Origin of the sequence: Sulfurospirillum sp. SCADC (assembly GCF_000743525.1) — a bacterium.
GTDB lineage: Bacteria > Campylobacterota > Campylobacteria > Campylobacterales > Sulfurospirillaceae > Sulfurospirillum.
On record NZ_JQGK01000037.1, the window covers coordinates 1 to 2,061 of the forward strand.

The following is a 2,061-nucleotide window of genomic DNA, read 5'->3' on the forward strand; positions in this document are numbered from 1 at the left end:
AATCCCTATCCATTTCACCGTCCCGTTTCCAAGTGGAAACTTTGAGTGAAATAAGTGGAAACATGTTTGTGAAACAGGTGGAAACATAAAACTGAAATGACTGGAAACATGGGAGTGAAATTTACAACGAACACAACAGTGTTACAAGATAAAAATCATACCCAAACCGTCTTGGAGCAAGCTTCTACAAGCACTCCTGTTAAAACCTTGAACTTAGATATATATGATTTTATGCTTATTGTGGCCTTACTCTTTTTAGCGCAAGTCTTCTTACGTCTTTTGGAAAAAGCCATGAAGAAACTCGTTGGGACTATCCGCACCTATAAACGGAACAAAGAGGTATCGCAGAGTCAATCTTTGAGTACCAATGAAGCTCATGAGCCAAAAGGATTAGATACTCCCTCTTCTGTTGTACCAAAGGATCACCAATGAGTCAAACTAATCACTATTCGTATGTACTTGTAGTGCTACTGGCAATGCTATTATTGCTCATTTTTCCATTGACCTATTCAGCTAAAAGCTTCCAGTTCAAAATGATACTTAAAGTATTCATCTATGGTATCTGTGTGATTCTTTTTTTAGTATGGCTTTATCAAGCCATACTAGGATGAGGAGTTTATGATGCGCGCATATGGACTCTTTATGCTTTTGGGAGCTTATCTGCTCTATACAGAGGATATCAATTCCAAAATGTTAGGGATGTTGTACTTTTTTATTGTGATCGGACTACTAAGTTTTATGATTGATTATTTTAGCCAATACTCTTTATTTAAGCGTTGGCTCAATCAGTTCTTTTAGGAGGAAGGAAGGCATGTTTGTTTATTCAATAATCCCACGCTCGTTAAGAACTCGTCATCATTTACATAAAAGAGCGCACAGTGTGCGTGCTTGTATCTTCAAGGCAGTCTCTCAGTATTGCCTTGATGCTCAAAGGACTCATTATGCAACATCCTAAGATACCAAAAAAGCAAGAAAAAATAAGTCCTAAAAAAGAAGAAGCATTGAATGAAAATTCTTTATCTCCCAGAGCAAAAAAGCTTCTAAATGAGCTTAGCCTTGAGTTAGGGCTTTCTAAAGAGATTATAGCTAGCCTTGCTAAAGAGCTTTACCGCTTGTGCAAACAAGAGGGAAAATAGAGTGAAAAAAATAACGCTAATACTGACGCTCAAAGAGAGAATGGCTCTAACACAACATGCAAAACGTTTAGGGCTGTGTCGATGCACTTTGATACATAAGGCACTCAAACGTTACTATAAAAATCATAGAAAGGGTATTTTTAAACATACCTTGGCAATGTGTTTATTGAAGGAGAAACAATGATAAACGTAATCGTACAATGGTTCCCGCTTCTTGTGTCAAGTCTGCTGGCTTTTTGGATATATTATTTGTCAAAAAAACGCAAACATGCATATGAAAAAGCATTTGAAACAGTAGAGTTTTGTGGGCAGAAATATGAGTGTGTGCATTGGGAAGAAGACCATTTTATATTAAAGATTATGAGATTCATGAATGCAGTGAAACAAGGTTGTTTTGGCATTCTTTATAAAGATAAAGAACCTCTCATGGCTCTTTTACCTATAGAAGAGTTTTATCGACTTAAAGCTATTGAAGAGCATTTAGAAGATCAAGAGATTGGCAAGATTATTGAAGAGCGTGTTAAATACCATGAGCATACAACAAATGAAACAATAGATGAAACCTTTGAGGCATTACGCCACGAAATTTATCATAATGAGCACAAAAACGAATGATATTGTATATAAAGTGCTTAGTACAGATCGCTTTATTGATTTAAATCACATTACTTTATAAAAAAGGAAAAACTATGTTAGATGATACACACTGTCTTATCATGCTCTTCGCACTTGCTATTGGATATGCACTTTATCTTTTTACGTTAAAACCGCTCAATAAACGCTATGAGACGGCACTAGACTATTTAGTCGACCCTGAAAAACCCAAAACCACCAACGTTAAAGCCTTCTTCCTCTAAGAATAAACTCCAACCCAAGCAGTAAAATCCAATACTGCCTGACATAAGAAAGACTCACCATCATTTGC

At 36.2% G+C, this 2,061-nt stretch carries 4 protein-coding genes; all 4 read left to right on the forward strand.

What is annotated here, in order from left to right:
- The first annotated feature begins 108 nt into the window (after window positions 1-108).
- The 4 genes from JU57_RS13535 to JU57_RS14235 all read left to right on the forward strand — a co-directional run bounded on the left by JU57_RS13535 (window position 109) and on the right by JU57_RS14235 (window position 1,993).
- Complete coding sequence (locus JU57_RS13535; protein ID WP_037962208.1) at window positions 109-432, forward strand: hypothetical protein; 324 nt, start codon at window positions 109-111, stop codon at window positions 430-432.
- A 509-nt stretch (window positions 433-941) separates the two neighbouring features.
- Window positions 942-1,136: a hypothetical protein gene (locus JU57_RS13545; protein WP_037962212.1), complete on the forward strand. Its 195-nt coding sequence runs from the start codon at window positions 942-944 to the stop codon at window positions 1,134-1,136.
- 180 nt (window positions 1,137-1,316) lie between these two features.
- Window positions 1,317-1,751 carry a hypothetical protein gene (locus JU57_RS13555; RefSeq protein ID WP_037962216.1) on the forward strand — a complete coding sequence of 145 codons (435 nt, stop codon included), beginning with the start codon at window positions 1,317-1,319 and terminating at the stop codon, window positions 1,749-1,751.
- Window positions 1,752-1,825: 74 nt separating this feature from the next.
- Complete coding sequence (locus JU57_RS14235) at window positions 1,826-1,993, forward strand: hypothetical protein (RefSeq protein ID WP_294877513.1); 168 nt, start codon at window positions 1,826-1,828, stop codon at window positions 1,991-1,993.
- Window positions 1,994-2,061: the final 68 nt, after the last annotated feature.

Bases quoted from the DNA above. Each gene is read 5' to 3' on its own strand.
- JU57_RS13535 (WP_037962208.1), top strand. From the start codon at position 109: ATGGGAGTGAAATTTACAACGAACACAACAGTGTTACAAGATAAAAAT.
- JU57_RS13545 (WP_037962212.1), top strand. From the start codon at position 942: ATGCAACATCCTAAGATACCAAAAAAGCAAGAAAAAATAAGTCCTAAA.
- JU57_RS13555 (WP_037962216.1), top strand. From the start codon at position 1,317: ATGATAAACGTAATCGTACAATGGTTCCCGCTTCTTGTGTCAAGTCTG.
- JU57_RS14235 (WP_294877513.1), top strand. From the start codon at position 1,826: ATGTTAGATGATACACACTGTCTTATCATGCTCTTCGCACTTGCTATT.